General features: G+C 57.4%; 12 protein-coding genes. 6 read left to right on the top strand and 6 right to left on the bottom strand.

Annotated elements, in window-relative coordinates:
• Positions 1 to 50: 50 nt before the first annotated feature.
• From P8A25_RS09360 to P8A25_RS09345, 4 genes are all read right to left on the bottom strand, one after another.
• Positions 51 to 476, bottom strand: coding sequence for a DUF4339 domain-containing protein (locus tag P8A25_RS09360; RefSeq protein WP_022397267.1), 426 nt, complete (start codon positions 474 to 476; stop codon positions 51 to 53).
• A 46-nt stretch (positions 477 to 522) separates the two neighbouring features.
• Positions 523 to 954: a DUF4339 domain-containing protein gene (locus tag P8A25_RS09355; RefSeq protein WP_102726859.1), complete on the bottom strand. Its 432-nt coding sequence runs from the start codon at positions 952 to 954 to the stop codon at positions 523 to 525.
• Positions 955 to 1030: 76 nt separating this feature from the next.
• Positions 1031 to 1726, bottom strand: a complete 696-nt coding sequence (locus P8A25_RS09350) for an HAD family phosphatase (RefSeq protein ID WP_022397265.1) — start codon at positions 1724 to 1726, stop codon at positions 1031 to 1033.
• Positions 1713 to 3107, bottom strand: coding sequence for an LptF/LptG family permease (locus P8A25_RS09345; RefSeq protein ID WP_102722721.1), 1395 nt, complete (start codon positions 3105 to 3107; stop codon positions 1713 to 1715). Before P8A25_RS09345 ends, P8A25_RS09350 begins: the two co-directional genes overlap by 14 nt.
• Before the next feature lie 258 nt (positions 3108 to 3365).
• Here P8A25_RS09345 and P8A25_RS09340 point away from each other — a divergent pair, with 258 nt between their 5' ends.
• From P8A25_RS09340 to P8A25_RS09320, 5 genes are all read left to right on the top strand, one after another.
• Positions 3366 to 4478 (top strand): S9 family peptidase, encoded by a 1113-nt coding sequence (locus tag P8A25_RS09340; RefSeq protein WP_022397263.1) that lies wholly within the window; start codon positions 3366 to 3368, stop codon positions 4476 to 4478.
• A 29-nt stretch (positions 4479 to 4507) separates the two neighbouring features.
• The gene (locus P8A25_RS09335) at positions 4508 to 5926 is read left to right on the top strand and encodes an OmpA family protein (RefSeq protein ID WP_180970955.1); all 1419 of its coding nucleotides are present in this window, start codon (positions 4508 to 4510) and stop codon (positions 5924 to 5926) included.
• Positions 5927 to 6065: 139 nt separating this feature from the next.
• Positions 6066 to 6803: an HAD family hydrolase gene (locus tag P8A25_RS09330; protein ID WP_180975242.1), complete on the top strand. Its 738-nt coding sequence runs from the start codon at positions 6066 to 6068 to the stop codon at positions 6801 to 6803.
• A 142-nt stretch (positions 6804 to 6945) separates the two neighbouring features.
• Positions 6946 to 8892: a M60 family metallopeptidase gene (locus P8A25_RS09325; protein ID WP_215442181.1), complete on the top strand. Its 1947-nt coding sequence runs from the start codon at positions 6946 to 6948 to the stop codon at positions 8890 to 8892.
• Between the two features lie 83 nt (positions 8893 to 8975).
• Positions 8976 to 10226 (top strand): MFS transporter, encoded by a 1251-nt coding sequence (locus tag P8A25_RS09320; protein WP_180970954.1) that lies wholly within the window; start codon positions 8976 to 8978, stop codon positions 10224 to 10226.
• A gap of 438 nt (positions 10227 to 10664) precedes the next feature.
• On the opposite strand, the gene P8A25_RS09315 is transcribed toward P8A25_RS09320, so the two are convergent.
• Both P8A25_RS09315 and P8A25_RS09310 read right to left on the bottom strand, forming a co-directional pair.
• Positions 10665 to 12302 (bottom strand): SpoIIE family protein phosphatase, encoded by a 1638-nt coding sequence (locus P8A25_RS09315; protein ID WP_022397258.1) that lies wholly within the window; start codon positions 12300 to 12302, stop codon positions 10665 to 10667.
• Between the two features lie 129 nt (positions 12303 to 12431).
• Positions 12432 to 13118, bottom strand: coding sequence for an RNA polymerase sigma factor (locus P8A25_RS09310; RefSeq protein WP_022397257.1), 687 nt, complete (start codon positions 13116 to 13118; stop codon positions 12432 to 12434).
• Between the two features lie 123 nt (positions 13119 to 13241).
• On the opposite strand from P8A25_RS09310, the gene P8A25_RS09305 reads away from it, so the two are divergent.
• Positions 13242 to 14255 (top strand): endonuclease/exonuclease/phosphatase family protein, encoded by a 1014-nt coding sequence (locus tag P8A25_RS09305; protein ID WP_215442182.1) that lies wholly within the window; start codon positions 13242 to 13244, stop codon positions 14253 to 14255.
• Positions 14256 to 14865 lie beyond the last annotated feature (610 nt).

Genomic DNA, 14865 nt, shown 5'->3' with positions numbered 1-14865 from the left:
ACGGCGTCCCGGCCCGGGTGCAACACGGTGGCGGACGTTCCGCCGCGCTCTTATTCCCTGCCGGGAGCAGCGGTAATGCCGCACTTTTCCACAAGCGTGTGGACGTAGCATAAAAGCTTGCCCATGAAAACGAGGATGCAGGGAATCAGGATGATTACTTCCAGTTCGGCATGGTTCGTCAGGAAAAATATCACGATGCCAAAGCAGAAAAAGAGGGTTGCCGCTGCGTAAAACAGGATGCGGATGGAAGGCTGCTCCTTCTTTGAAGGCTGGAGCGCCTTGAATTTAATCCGCCTCTGCAGAATGGCGGAAAGGGGGACCCAGTTCCGGGAATCTTCTTTCCTGACCATGGTGGTGGAAAACGGAAGCTTGCCGGCTGCCGCCAGCGTGTCGATCACTTCCTTGCTGACGGGACCGGCGGTTTTCTCATCGGTGCGGTAATGGTAGAGCGTTGCTCTGGCGGGTATCGGGCTCATAGGCTGCAGGGGAGAGAGCGGGGAGGAGGAAGACGTTTGCGTCTGGTCAGCGTTCCGGTTCCTGGGCGGGCATTTTCCTCATGCCTCCGGTAAGAAGGTGCATGTACATCAGCATCTTTCCCATGAAAAACGCTATGGCAGGCACGAACAGCACTTCCATGTAAAGGATGGTGTGGAGCATGATGGAATGCGCCACGCCGCAGGCCAGAAGGAGAAGGGCAATGATGTAAAACAGGAGGCAGCTTTTAGGAGGGCGGCAGGAAAGCATGAAGGCGGATGCCCTGAGGCGCGCCAGGCGCTCCTGGCGGCGCAGCTCCGTTGCGAGCGGCATCCAGCACTGGGAATGTTCCTCCCGGATCATGGTGTCCGGAAGAATCTTCTTGGAGACAAGCAGGGCGTGGAGGTCTGTCAGGCAGATAGGGCCCACAATCTTGTCTTTGACGCGGTAGTGATATAATGGGGTACGTTGGGAAGCCATTCTCCTTACATAAGGCATGAAAGGAATTCCGTCAAGAAACAAGCGTAACGGAATGGAAGGCGGAATTCCCGAATTCCTAAAGAAGTTCCGCCAGGGAACGGATTTTACTGGTTGCCAGGGAAAAATCCGCCTGCTCCGTCACCCGGTTCGGGATGGAGATGACGGGCATTCCTGCGCGGTGCGCGGCGGTGGTGCCGTTCTGGGAATCTTCCAGCACCAGGCATTCAGCCGGCTGCATGCCCAGGTTTTCCGCAGCCTTCAGGAACAGGGCCGGGTCCGGTTTGACGGGAAGGCCGTCGTCACGGCAGACGACGGTCTGGAAATAGGGCATGATGTCCAGCCTGTTCAGCCAGCCGTCCACCCAGCGGTGGGAAGAGCTGGAGGCGACGCCCATGGGCGTTCCGGCTTCCGCCAGGCTCCGGATGAGTTCGCAGGCTCCTGGCAGAAGGCCGGCGTGCTCCAGGTCGCGGACGATTTCCTCCTGGCGGCGGCCGTTGACGGCTTCCCAGTCGAAGGTGCGGCCCGTCAGTTGTTCCAGATGCTCCCCGGGGTTCCAGTGGGTGTAGCCGCTCCCCAGGCACTGGTTGAACAAATCCAGGGGGAGGGCGTGGCCGCAGGATGCGAACACGCGTTCCCAGGAGGAATAAATGGCGTATTCCGTATCCACCAGCAGCCCGTCAAAGTCAAAAATCACGGCGCGTGCCCGGTGGAGCAGTTCGCGGGCTTTCCGGACGGCTGCCAGGGAGTCGTCAAGGTGGTCAGGGTTGGTCATGGACGGGTGTCTTTTTCAAGCCTCTCAGCATCTCCATGAAGCTTCTGTGGGCCAGCTTGGTCTGGAACAGGCGGATGGCGATGATGGTGTAAATGATGTTGGGCATCCACGCCCCCAGCCAGGTGGGGAGGTAGCCTGCGGAGGCCAGCGTGGGGAAAAACTCATACAGGAACAGCATGGCCGCCGCCAGGAACAGCGCAATGCCGATGCCGGACATGGCGGAGCGCCGCTGGAACGTGATGGCGGAAGGAATGGCGATGAATGTCAGGATAATGCAGGAAAACATGCGGGCTATCCTGACGTGCCATTCCGTTTGCAGGCTTCTGAGGTACTTGGCGTTTGTCGTGCCGGACCTGATGATTTCCTGGAGGGCCGGAGTGCCCTGGGTATCCACGCGGACGTTGGGGGAAATCAACTGCCAGGGAGTCTCTGGATAATGCTCTTTCAACGTTTGGTATTCCTGCCCGGCGAACACGGGCACGTCGTTCAGCTGGCGGGGTTCCTCCTGGGAATAATTCCTTTTGATGGCTTGCCGGAATGTCCATGTTCTGGAAGCCGGGTCCCACATGGCTTCATCCGCAAACAGCTCGTACTCCATCTTTCCGGGCGCGCTGAACTGTTCCACGCGCACCTGCCTGAACGGCTCGCCGGGGGAGTCTATTCCGGGAGGGTCGCCGAGGTACCAGATGCGGGATTCCGCGTCGTTCTTGTAGATGGTGCTCCGGGAGGCGTCGTCATTTTTATTCTGGCTCAGGGAGGAAAACATCAATTTCCTGTACAGAGTGGAATTGGGAGCCCAGTGAAACCCGAAGATGCCGAAGTAGATGGCCGCAAAGACGGCACCGATGATGACCGGGGCGTTGATCCGGAGCAGGGATCTCCCGGATTGCAGCATGCCGGTGATTTCCGAGGATGAGGAAAGCTTGGTAAGCGCCCAGAGCGTTCCCAGCAGAAGGGTGTAGGGAAGGATCAGGTTCAGAATCATGGGCAGCTGGCTCAGGTAGAAGCGGAAGGTGCCCGCCAGGGGGGAATCCAGGTTCATCAGGTCCCCCACATTGTCCGCAAAATCGCCGATGATGTAAATCAGCGTGAGGATGGCCGTGCACATGATGAAAGCCGTGAACCAGGTACGCGCCACATACCTGTCCAGGATGCCCGAGCGGTTGTACAGCAGCATCCCCAGCGCCGGAAGGAAACAGCCCAGGAGAATGAGCCAGGGCCGCAGAAGCTGGGCAAGGGGATATTCGGACGGCGTGCCGGGAATTTCCCATTGCATCTGGGACCATTCCCGGGGCATCAGGAACCAGGCCGCCGTTCCTCCCAGCGCAAGCAGGAGGAGGAATGCGAACCATTGGCGGAAATGTCGGGCCTGGATTGCCATGAAAAAGTAAGGTGGGACAAGGATGCCAGATCGGGGGCGGGAAATAAAGCGTTATTTGGCCGCCGGGCAGGGACGGAGGCTTGCCGGAACCGCATGTCCGTGCGCCCGCGCCTGTCCAGCGGAGGGCGGTGCGGCACGGCTCCATGCGGGCCGGAATGGCGTGCGGAAGATATTCTCCTGATAGAAGTTGAGTGTTGTCAACGTAGACAGGATGGGATAAAATCTTCCTGACAACCGCTTTCCGGGTACAGCTTTTCCATGTTCAAACGTCTTGTTCAACTGTTTCTTCTGCTCCTTCTGGCAGCAGTGGGCGTCCTGGTGTGGTTTGCGTGGTATGTGTCCACTCCGTTGCTCGTTCCCGTGGGGGGGGATGAACCCTCCGCTTCTCCCGTTGCGGATTCCCTGGTGATGGAGCCGGTGGAAGCCGTCTCCGCCGACGGTACCGCCATTGAAGGCTATCTGGTGCGTCCGGGGCGTCCGGAGGCCTTGTCCCCGCGCCAGAGCCGCGTGCGGGATACCTTGAAACTGCGCGGAAGAATGCCGCATCTGGAGGCGAAGCCGGAGCTGGTGGTGATAGCCACCTCCTGGGACCAGGGGGTGAAAGGCTCCCTGCCGCTGGCGGAAGGACTGACCGGAGCCGGTTACACGTGCCTGGTATGGAATCCGCGCGGGAAAAACGACGCCCGGAAATTCTGCACGTACGGATTGAAGGAATATGCGGACGTAACGGCTCTGCTGGACGCCGTATCCCGGAAACAGGGGGGATTGCCGCCCGTGGCCGCCGTAGGGCAGGGGTTTGGGGCAGCGGTGCTGCTGAAAGCCGCGTCTGAAGATCCCCGCATCCGCTGCATGGTCAGCATGGACTGCTTTCCTTCCCTGAAAACCGTGGCCGTCCGGGAAATGGAGCAGGACTGGGGCAAGCCCCTGTGTTATGCCGCGTACTGGCTGCTGGATGCCGGCGTTGACTGGCGTGCGGATTTCAGTACGTTTGACGTGGCTCCCGTAGACGATGCCCTGAAACTGGATTATCCCGTCATGGTGGTCTGCACGAACCAGTACTTCTTCTCCACCCTGGAGGATTGCCTGAGCATTTACGACTCCCTGAGAAACGAGAAAAAACAACTTTATGAATCCATCCGGGAAGGCGAGCCCTACGGCACCCGGGAGCGGACCTTCCTCCATTCCATTGAAGGAAAAAAGGGGGAGAAATTTGAGAAAACCTACAAGGTCAACGTCTATGCCGGGGATGACGAGTTGCAGGCTGGCATTGCGGAATGGATTCATGAGAATACGCGCATGCCCATGCCCAGGGTGTTGTCCCATGAAACCTACAGTGCACCTGCTACGGGCACCGCTCCTTCCGGTTCATGAACCGTGCCTCTCCTTTTGCTGATGATCCCGTGAGTGCCAATCAGGAAAACACCCGTGAACTCCGCGAGAACCGCCGCAGGCGCAGCCGTTTCATCCTGCCTGCGCCGCGCCATCTTGCCGCCGTGGCGGTGGGGGCCCTTCTTGCCGCCGTGCTGGTGCACTACCTGGGCTTCATCGTTCTGAGCTGGTTTGACCTGGGCATTCATGTGCACAAGGCACCCGCGGTTCAGGAGGACCGGAAGCCGCTGCCTGAGAAAATCGTGCTGAAAGCGGACGACCGTCCCGCACCGGATGTGGCGGAAGTGGTTGAAAAACCGGATATCGAGCAGCTTGAGGAAGTGCCGCCGGAATTGCCGGACCTGGAGGACATGCTGCCGGAACAGGTGGTGATCGCTCCGGGGGAAACCAGCTTTTCCGCCGATCCGGTTACTCCGTCCCCGCCGGAATCCCTCGCCCCCAGAATGCCGCAGGTGGACATGAATGCCGTCGCGAAGGGACTGCCTGAACCTTCTCCGCCCGAGATGCTGAAAACTTCCGCCAGCCCGGCGACTATCAAGACGGCGGAGCCGGACATGGTCAACCCGGACGAATGGTACAACAACAAGCTCAAGGGGGCTGGCGGCCAGGATGATTCCCATCTGCCGGACGGCAGTAAATCACTTTCCCAGTTGATGGCCCAGTCCTCCCTGGGCAAGGACAGCGGTTACAGCAGGCTGGGCGCGGACCTTCTGTTTGAATACAACAAGGCGGTGATGAAAAATTCCGCGCGCCTCAGCATGCTTCAGCTCGCCGGGCTGATGATGAAAAACCCGGACACGATTTTCATTGTAGAGGGGCATACGGACAGCTTCGGTTCCGGAGAATATAATGCCGTGCTCTCCCTGATGCGGGCCAATGCCGTGCGCCAGTGGCTGAAGGACAACGGCATTGCCCTGACGCGCCCGAACGGGGAATGCAGGCTCTACATACGCGCCTGCGGGGCCTCCCGCCCGGTAGTCTCCACGAAGGGGGACCGGAATGCCCAGGCTGCCAACCGCAGGGTGGAAATCCACATGCGCAAGCCGGGAGAGGAAATTCCCGCCGGAAGCCTGCCCGTCACGTATGCGGTGGATATGAATACCCCCATTGCCCGCCAGGTGCGGGCCGGCGTGGGCGCCGAGGCCAGAATCCCCGCTTCCGCAGGAGAAAGGAAAACGGCCCCTGCGGCGCGTCCGCCGTCTGCCGTCCCGGCAGCCCGTCCCGCTCCCGCTGCGCCGGGACGCCGGGAGAAGCCTGCGCCGCGGCAGGAAGTCATCCCTGAGGCGGAACCCGTTCCGGAAACCATTCCTTCCGCCGAACCCGTGGAAGAACACATTCCCTCGGCGGAGCCGGTGGAGGAGGATATTCCGCTGGCGGAACCCGTCGTGCATGCGGAGAGGCGCGCCGCGGTGAAGGGAGGACTGGCCTGAAATGGAACTGATGCGTTTTCTGCCGGTCCGTGCCTTGCCCAGGCCCGGACTGCCCCGGTATCTCTTCTCCTTTGACTTTGACGATACCCTGTTCACGTTGGGGGGCCCTGCGGAGGAAAGACGCGTTTTTTTCAGAACCATGCGTGGACTCCGGGCGCGGTACGGCGTGCTCTGGGGCATCAATACGGGGAGGGACCCCGTTTACCTGCGGGAAGGGTTGATGGACATGTTCCAGGGTAATCCGGAAGCGTTTGCCCCGGATTTTACGGTCACGATGGAACGGAACGTTCATCTGGCGGATGCGGAAGGGCGTCTGATGCCCGGCGTTCCGTGGAACGATGCCTGCTCCGTGGCCCATGACGACCTGTTCACCCGTCACGGCGGAATGCTGGAATCATTGATGGACCATCTGGAACACCGGTTCTCCGGGCTGGAACTCCGCAGGCAGGCCAATGACGCTTTTTCCCTGGTGGTGAACGATGCCTGCGGGCTGGATGACGTCTCCTGCGTCATTCAGGACACGGTTGGACCGTATGATGAAATCGTCACGCAGAGGGCGGGGCCTTACCTGCGTTTCAGCCACCGCGACTACAACAAGGGGACTTCCCTGGCTTTTGTAGCCTCACGGTTCGGTGTGCTTCCCGTCCATGCGGCCATCTTCGGAGACGGGCACAACGACCTGGACGCCATGCGCCATTTGCCGGAAGCGTTCCGGTGCTGTCCCTCCAATGCGGCGGAGGAAGTGAAAGCCATGGTAGCCTGCGGCCATGGATACATCAGCCCGGAACCGCGCACCCGCGGCGTGCTGGACGGCCTGATGCATGGCGCGTTCCCCCATTTCGGGATGAAGGCGGAGGTTCCGGAAGCGGACGCTTGAAAAACGGGGGACGCCGGATGCGGGGAAAATCGGTTTCCGGAATGTTCTTTCCATGAAAGCTCCCGCGGAAAAGGAAGAATCGTATTGACAAGAAATGTCTGCGATGCAGAAATAATGACGATTTATTCCGAATTCCGATCACATGAATATTCCTTCTTTTACCCGAAGCGTCTCCAGAGGTTCCGCCGTAGGCTGGTTTTTAGTGCTTCTGCTGGTTTGCGGAGCGGGAGCCGGATATTATCTGTACCAGGATAACCTGGCAAAAAGGAAAGCTGCCCAGGAATTGACTGCCGAGCGTAAAATGAAGGAAAAGAAGGCCAGGGAAGCCGCTGAAAAACAGAGAATGCAGCGTGAGCGGGAAATCAGGGAGAAGAAGGAAAAGGAGAGGCAGGCAGAGCAGAAGGCGCGTGAGGAAGCCAGGGAAAAGAAGGAACGGCAGGCTGCGGAAGCGGCTCAAAAGCTCCGGGAGCAGGCTCAACGCGAAGAGAAGGAAAAGAAGAGGAGGGAGGAGCTGGAACGGCGCGAACGTGAGGAACAGGCCCGCAGGCAGGAGGAAAACATCCCTGTGGAAGAAGATGAGCCTGAACCGGAAGGGCGTTTTCCCCTGCCTGTGAAGAACCGGATGCCGGAGCTTTCCGTCTACTCAATCCCCTCCAGGGATGAAATTCAAACGGATAAGGACAAGCCGCTGGAAACATGGTCCTGGGGCAAGGCGGAAAAAATGGCGGGAATAGAGGAATTCCCTGCGGGAGCCGCCCCGTGGAAAAGAGGTGATGATACCCGCCGCATGCAGGAGCTTCTGGAAAAATGCCGGGAATGGAAGGACGCCAAGCTTTCCACCCTGAAGGCGTGCCCGGCGGCGAAGGATTTTCCCGGCGTTCCGGAGGACGGGGCCCAGACGGTAAGAAGGACGGTGGAAATAGATTCCAACATCGGCGGCTGGCACAGTACGGGACTGTATGCTCCCCCCGGAGGGGAAATCTCCTTTTCCCTGTCCGGCGCGCCCAAGGACAGCACGGTCAGCGTGCGCATAGGGTGCCATACGGACAGCCTGCACAAGCTGGATGAATGGAAAAGGGTTCCGGAAATAACCATGCAGGTTCCGGCGGACCGGGGCCGCGTGAAAATGGTGAACCCGATGGGCGGCCTGGTTTACGTGAATGTGGGCCAGCGTTCCAAACGGGGAAAAGTATTCAAGGTTCAGATTTCCGGAGCCGTGCCGGCCCCTCTGTTCGTCATGGGGAAGACCACTCCGGAACAATGGGCCGAACAACTGGAAAATACCAAGGCGCCGTGGGGGGAAATCTGTATGCCCCGCCTCATTGTCACGATGCCCGTGGAGCAGTTGAAGCGGTGTCCGGATGTTCAGAAAACGGCTGAATTCCTGCAAAAAAACATGGCCCTCCAGGACTGGATCATGGGATGGGACACCAAGCCGGACCGCCTGCATCACCCGATGCGTTTTGTCGTGGACAGGCAGATTTCCGCCGGGGCCGGGCATTCCGGTTATCCCGCCATGGCTACGAAGGACTGGACGGACTCCATTGCCAGCGGCTCCATCATCCATTCCGGAAGCTGGGGGCTGTGGCATGAACTGGGGCATAACCACCAGTCGCCTCCGTTTACGATGGAGGGCCAGACGGAAGTATCCGTCAACATCTTCTCCATGGTCTGCGAGGTAATGGGCACCGGGAAAAACTTTGAATCCTGCTGGGGCGGCGGCATGGGGCCGTACGGCATGAGCGCTGAGATGAAAAAGTACTTCTCCGGCGACCAGACCTACAATGAAGCGCCCAACAAGGTGCAGCTCTTCTTCTGGGTGGAGCTGATGTACTATCTGGGATTTGACGCTTTCCGGCAGGTGGCCCTTCAATTCCATGACAAGCCGTACGACAACGGCAAGCTGAGTGATGAAAAGAAATGGGAATGGGTCATGAACGCCTTCTCCAAGGTCACGGGAAAAAACATGGGGCCTTTCTTTAAAATCTGGCGCATGCCGGTTTCCGAACGCGCCGCGGACAGGATGAAAGACCTTCCCGTCTGGCTGCCTTCCAAGGACTACCCGGCCTGCTATACCGCGGAGGAATAAAAAGGTTCCGGGATTATGAGGGCTTCCGTTGCCGCACTCGCGTCTGGACGGTTCCGGCGGCGGGGGCTAGGATGGCGGAGCTGATGAAATGGCTGAATGACTGGCTGGGCTTTTTCAAGCCCCTTCAGGTGAGGAACCTGCAAATCTTCTGGTCCGGGCAGGCCGCCGCCCTGATCGGGATGTGGCTGCAGGTGACGGCCATGGGCATTCTTGTGTACGACATTTCCGGCGGCTCCGCCACGGCGGTGGGCTTCCTGGCCGCCCTGAACGCGCTCCCTTTCTTTCTGGGCGGCATGCTGCTGGCCGGGCTGGGAGACCGTTTTGACAGGAGAAAACTGCTCATAGCCGTGCAATGCGTCCAATGGCTGGTGGCCGTAGCCCTGTTTCTGCTGACGATGCTGGACATGCTCCAGCTATGGCACTTGTATGCCGCCGGGCTGGTCATGGGCGTCAACCAGACGGTGGGCTTTCCCACGCAGCAGGCTTTTGTGGGCGATCTGATCCCGCGCAGGCAGTTGCAGGAGGCCGTGGGCATGTACTCCCTGGTATTCAACACGTGCCGCGCCGTAGGTCCGGCGCTGGCCGGCTACATCATTGCGGAGTGGGGGGCCGGAACCGCCTTTGGCGGCAATGTCGTGGCAAGCCTGCCGTTGATAGGCTGCCTGGTGGCTCTGAAAGGGCGCGTTGCGGATACCTCCGCCCCTAAAAAGCAGCGCGGGGCCGGAAGAAAGGCCTCCGGGCTCAAGGCGGTGCTTTCTACGCGCAGCCTGCTCTTCATCATGATTAGCGCGCTCATTCAGAACATCTGCGGGCAATCCCTTTACCAGATTGTTCCGGCATTGATGCACGGGAACCCCAGGAATACCGGCCTCATTCTGGGAGCGGTCGGAGCCGGTGCCATGGTGAGCATCCTCTTTGTCCTGCCGTTTGCGCGCAAAAGCGACAGGGTGGGGGCCAAGCTCTCCTCGGGCACGCTGTGGATGGGGAGCGCATTATGCGTGGCCGGCATCATTCCCGTGGTGGAAATACAGGCCCTCTGCTTCTTCTTTGCCGGTCTGGCTACTTCTTCCCTCTTTGTCACCTCTTCATCCGCCGTGCAGCTTCTGGCGCCGCCGGAACGCAAATCTGCCATTCTGGGGCTGTTCAGCATCGTTACGATTGGGGTGCAGCCTTTGGCGGCCATGGGCTGGGGAGCCGTAGTGGATGTTTGGGGAGTCCAGGCGACGATCATCATGGCGGGAGGGCTGGAAGCCTTGTTCTCCATCTGGATGCTGAGCGTTCCGTTCTGGCGCAACTTCAAATTCTCTCCGGATGATTGTCCTGAGGCAACCTGACGGATCCTTGTCATTTGGCGGCATGGGAAAACTGCCGTCCCGTATTCCGCTGGCTTTTAAGGATTGGTCAGGAAGATGCGATTCGGGAAGTTCCTGGTGGCGGGAATTCCGGAATGCGGCTTGGGAGAGGCTGGAAAGGAAGTTCTTGAACCTGTTTTACTGAAAAGAGAGCAGGCGTATTCCGGTCCTGCGGGAAAATTGAAAGCCGCTTCTGCCGTTTTTCTCCTGGCGGGAATCATCTGCGGCCTTGCAGAGAGAATGTGCCTCCCTGCCGGCAGGACTCTTCAGGGAAAAAGGAAAACTTGGCAGACCGTCCTTCCGGGAAATAGCCTTCCTGCTTGAATGATTCCTGTTTTTCAGGCGGACGGAATGTGGATTTTTCCCCAGCAAAAAAGGAGGAAGGAGGTAAATATCCGGAAAATGGAGGAACCGGGTTTGTTAATGCCCCGGCTTTGCCTCGTGTTCGGAATAACTGATGCCCAGCATGCAGATATCGTCGGCCTGGTTGGTGCAGCCGGTGAATTTTGCTACGCAGGTAAGGGCCTGATGGACAAAATCCTTGGTGCTCTTGGGGGATGAATTATTGAAATAATCGATCAGCCTCTCCACGCCCAGCTCTTCCCCTTCCGAATTGGCGGCTTCCGTCAGTCCGTCCGTATACATCAGGACGCGGGAACCTGCCAGGAGGGGGAACTGGGCGTTCTGGTACGTGGCATCATCCAGCAGCCCCAGGGCAATGCCCCTGGGCAGCGGCATCTTGCGGGCAACTCCGTCCGGCCCCAGGATAATGGGATGCGGGTGCCCGGCCGTGGAGGCGGTCATGACGCCGGTTTCCAAATCTAGGTAAATATAAACGGCGGAGGCGAACATCGTGGTATTCGCCCGTTGCAGAATTTTGGCAAGCTGGTGGTTGAGGGAAGACAGAAAGGCCGCCGGATTGTCCGCCAGATGGGACAACTGCTCCATCAGGCCGCGGAGCATGGAAGCGATCAGGGCGGCGCGGATGCCGTGGCCCATCACGTCGCAGACGATGGCGCCTACGCCGGAATTGCCCACGGGAAAGGCATCGAACCAATCGCCCGCCACCCCCTCTGAAGGAGTGAAAATGTGGTGGAAATCCACATGGCGCGTCAGGCCGTGTTCCGTATGGGAGCGGGAGGGAATCTCATAGGGAAGCAGGGCGAACTGGATTTCCCGGGCCAAATCTATCTCCTTCTCCAGGGACTTGTTGCGCTCTTCCAGAATACGGGCTGTTTCCGTGGCCTTGATCTCCGTCTTCACCAGCTTGGTGACGTCGCTGGAAATGCCCACGATGCCCTTCAGGTCCCCGTTGCGGCCGTACCAAGGAAACTTGCTGATCTGGCTCCAGGAATCATCCTTGTGAAGCCATGTCTCATGATGGAGGCGGGCGCGGATGGGGCGTCCGGTAGCCATGATGTCCAGCTCCTCCTTGCGGGAAACATCGGACATCGTTTGATCGAAAAAGTAATCGTCCGTCCTTCCGGTCAGGTCAGCCGGCGTGGGCACGCCCAGCTTATTGGCCGTGGCGGTATTCGCCAGCACGAAGCGCGATTCCCGGTTCTTGAAATAAATGCTGTCCGGAATGTGCTCAATCAGGGTGTGGAACAGGTCCCTGTCTTCCGCGGCGCGCAGTTCCGCCGTCTTTCGCCGGGTAATGTTGACCCATACCCCTACCAGCATGACAGGGCGGCGCTGCTTGTCCCTGCGAGCGAGACCGTTGATGCGGACCCAGCTCCAGCTCTTGGAATTCAGCTTCTTCATGCGTATTTCAATGCGCATGGGCATGTGGGAATGGCCGTCCAGGTAACGGCGCACCTCCTGGGAAAAAAAGGCCTGGTCCTCCTCGTGGATGGTAAGCTCCGGCTGGGTGAAAATATTGGGGGCCTTCTCCTTGCGGCTGGCCCCCATCATGGTCAGGCAGCGGTCCGTGTAATGGATGACGCCCGTTTTGATATTCCAGATATAAAACCCTTCTTCCGCCGCCGCCAGGGCCATCTTGATCTTGTCCCAGGTAAAAACTCTCTGGGCGGAATGTCTGTTGCGTGAGGGCGGCATTGCAGTTGCCGTTATCTAACGACAAAACATCTGCCTTGGCAAGAGGCAAAATAAAGGAATCATTCCTGAAAAGCGGAACGGCAGGAGAAAAGCGGGAAACGGGCCCGGTTGCACCGGGGCGGCATCCGCCTATCTCTCCTTCTCCTCTTCCTGGGAATGAAGGAATTGCAGCTCTTTCTTCAAGGCGCTTCCTACGCGGTGCTTCGCCAGATAAACCTGGGCAATCGTGACGCCGAGCTGTCTGCGGACCTTCGCCGCATCCCACTCCCGCAGCACGTAATAATCAAAAATTTGAAACTGCTTGGGAGACACCTTCGCTTTGACGCGTTCCAGGGCCGCCTGGAGCAGGTTATTCTGCCACTCCCTCTCCCACACCTGGTCAAAATTATTCTTCCCTTCGTCCGGAATCTTGTCGATGGGATGTTCCTGGCTCTCCGTGGCGTCCGGGCTCATCAGCATGGCCGTATCCTTCTTCCGCTTGCGGAACTGGTCGTTGATGCGCCAGCGGGTCATATTCCAGAGCCAGAGCTTGAAGGAACCCTGTTCCGGCTTGTAAATATTCTTCTTGCTCTGCTTGGCGATGGAAAGAATGGTCTCCTGCACCACGTCCCAGGCTTCGTCCTCCCTCAATCCGGCCTTGAGGGCGACGGAATAAATAAGACGCCAGTACGTCCGGTAAAACTCATCCCACGTGCGCTGGTCCTCCCAATTCTCCAGGCGCGCAATCAGGCTTTTCCTGGTATGTTCGGCATATTGGGAAAGTGTCTGCTCGTCAGGCTGGGACTCGTTCTGGGGTTGCAATGAAGGCACATTCATGGTTTATCATGAACTACGGATGAAAGTGAAGTGAAAGCCGAGTAATAAGCCGGAAAATTTTGTGCGGCTCGGCCTGTTCATTCACTACGTCCTTCATGGAGAAAATCTTTCAAGGGAACGGACATGATCAGGAAAACGTCAAAACGCAGGGGAACCTCCGTCATCGCGGCCCTGGTTGTGCTGTGCGCGGTGCTGGGGTACGGCTTGATGGAATGGAAGCCGCTGACGGATACGCCGCAGGCGGTGCCTGCCTCCTGGGAGGCGCCCGGGAAGGGAAGGGTTCCGGAGAAAATCTCTATACCGGAAAAGGGAGAACCTGTCAGGTTATTCACAATAAATGCTGGCAACTACTTTGTACCGGAAGATCCGCGCAGGAGCAACTTCCAGGTAAAATACAAGCCCGTCGAAGCACGGGAGGCCGTGGCCGAACTCATCCGGCAATCCGGTGCAGAAATAGTAGGATTGTCAGAAATGGGTGGGGAAGCCGCCGTGCGCGACCTGCAAATGCGGTTGAAAAGAAAAGGAGTTCAGTTACCGCATAAGGTCCTGGTCATGCGGAACGGAGAAGACCGGGGATTGGCCCTTCTCTCCAAATATCCCATTGTGGACAACCGTTCCGTGACGGACATGCCTGTATCCGGAGAAACGAAGAGGAAAAAAACGATGCTGCGGGGCATTCTGGACGCCACGGTGAAAACGCCGGATGGCCGCCTCTTCCGCCTGGTGGGCATTCATTTGAAGTCCCGCCTCAGCCGTGACGGTTCCGCAGAAGACACGCGGCGAAGGGAAGCATATGCCCTGCGGGACTACCTGAATGAAGCCATCGCCTCCCAGCACGGCATGCCGCTGCTTTTGTACGGAGACTTCAATGACGGTCCGGCGGACAGCGCCGTGCAGGTCATCCAGGGGCCGGCTAAAACGGAATACCGTCTGAACCGCCTGAAACCCAGGGATTCCCGTGGGGAAACCTGGACCATCTACTATGAAGACGGAGACACCTACCACTCCTTTGACCATCTCTTCATCAACAATACCCTGAAAAAGCGCCTTGGCCGCAAGCCCCCCATGGGCATCCTTGACTCTCCCCCCTCCCGCCAGGCCAGCGACCACCGTGGCATTTGGGTGGAATTGAGGTAGGTAAAAATGATTTATTATAAAAAAGATATGCAATAAATATTTGTTAGATTGTTTTATTTGATCGGATTGATATTTTTGTGATGTAAAAATTCACTTGTAAAAACCTAAAAAATAATATTGCTAATGAGCAGAAAAATTTGTAGAGCTGTCCCTCAACATTACCTTCTTGCATAACTGTTAACTATTTATTATGGATTTTCCAATTAATTCTAATGATGTATCTGCGTTCAGCATAATTAGAGGATTTAAATTTAAGATATAAAAACGGAATTGTTTAATCTAGTTTTGTTCCGGTCATCTTCTCTGTTTTTCTCCGGATATATTGCCGGATATCAGTATTTGAGTAATGTTGCAAATCTTACAGTAATACTATTCTATATAATCCTGTAAAAAATATGGACTGCTTCCATTTAATGTGTTTTATTAGTGTTCTTATGTTGAAGTGGCAAATTATTTTTTACCATAGCTATATATAAAATATCCGGATACGTAATTGTAGATTGCAACTATACATATTTGTTGTCTTATTTTAAATGTTTGTTTCTGAAAAATTAGGGTTTTGTAAAAATACAAAAAGTTGCATTTTAACTTTGAATGGAACTCAATCTCT

The sequence above is a fragment of the Akkermansia sp. BCRC 18949 genome (assembly GCF_045011645.1).
Taxonomy (GTDB): Bacteria; Verrucomicrobiota; Verrucomicrobiia; order Verrucomicrobiales; family Akkermansiaceae; genus Akkermansia; species Akkermansia massiliensis.
This window is presented reverse-complemented; position numbering and strand designations above follow the sequence as displayed.

Bases quoted from the DNA above. Each gene is read 5' to 3' on its own strand.
- P8A25_RS09360 (WP_022397267.1), bottom strand. From the start codon at position 476: ATGAGCCCGATACCCGCCAGAGCAACGCTCTACCATTACCGCACCGAT.
- P8A25_RS09355 (WP_102726859.1), bottom strand. From the start codon at position 954: ATGGCTTCCCAACGTACCCCATTATATCACTACCGCGTCAAAGACAAG.
- P8A25_RS09350 (WP_022397265.1), bottom strand. From the start codon at position 1,726: ATGACCAACCCTGACCACCTTGACGACTCCCTGGCAGCCGTCCGGAAA.
- P8A25_RS09345 (WP_102722721.1), bottom strand. From the start codon at position 3,107: ATGGCAATCCAGGCCCGACATTTCCGCCAATGGTTCGCATTCCTCCTC.
- P8A25_RS09340 (WP_022397263.1), top strand. From the start codon at position 3,366: ATGTTCAAACGTCTTGTTCAACTGTTTCTTCTGCTCCTTCTGGCAGCA.
- P8A25_RS09330 (WP_180975242.1), top strand. From the start codon at position 6,066: ATGCGTGGACTCCGGGCGCGGTACGGCGTGCTCTGGGGCATCAATACG.
- P8A25_RS09325 (WP_215442181.1), top strand. From the start codon at position 6,946: ATGAATATTCCTTCTTTTACCCGAAGCGTCTCCAGAGGTTCCGCCGTA.
- P8A25_RS09320 (WP_180970954.1), top strand. From the start codon at position 8,976: ATGAAATGGCTGAATGACTGGCTGGGCTTTTTCAAGCCCCTTCAGGTG.
- P8A25_RS09315 (WP_022397258.1), bottom strand. From the start codon at position 12,302: ATGCCGCCCTCACGCAACAGACATTCCGCCCAGAGAGTTTTTACCTGG.
- P8A25_RS09310 (WP_022397257.1), bottom strand. From the start codon at position 13,118: ATGAATGTGCCTTCATTGCAACCCCAGAACGAGTCCCAGCCTGACGAG.
- P8A25_RS09305 (WP_215442182.1), top strand. From the start codon at position 13,242: ATGATCAGGAAAACGTCAAAACGCAGGGGAACCTCCGTCATCGCGGCC.